Below are 250 nucleotides of genomic sequence, written 5' to 3'. Positions count from 1 at the left end.
CCATATTCATGATTTGATTGTACTGGGGCGTAAGGTCGGGATTCCAGTGGAACGTGAAAAAGAGTACCTCACTCGGTTCATTACGGGAATTCACGACCTAGGAAAGGAGCTCGGGAAATCGTTAGTAGATATTCAAAATCTGCACGCCCACCTCCACTCCATATTTGAGGCGGTCCAGGAGCCGATTTTCGCGGTCGATGATCAGGGGAAAGTTACGTTTATTAACCGATTAGCTGCTGAACTGTTTGAG

The 250-nt window shown here is 47.2% G+C and carries 1 protein-coding gene; it reads left to right on the top strand.

Going from position 1 to position 250, the window contains the following annotated elements:
- A partial coding sequence (locus SB719_RS21620) for a PAS domain-containing protein (RefSeq protein ID WP_412159955.1) occupies positions 1–250 on the top strand: 250 nt, incomplete at both ends.

The sequence above is a fragment of the Pantoea sp. SIMBA_079 genome (assembly GCF_046940275.1).
Classification (GTDB): domain Bacteria; phylum Pseudomonadota; class Gammaproteobacteria; order Enterobacterales; family Enterobacteriaceae; genus Pantoea; species Pantoea borealis.
The sequence above is the reverse complement of the archived record's forward strand: the minus strand, read 5'-3'. Positions and strand labels throughout refer to the sequence as shown.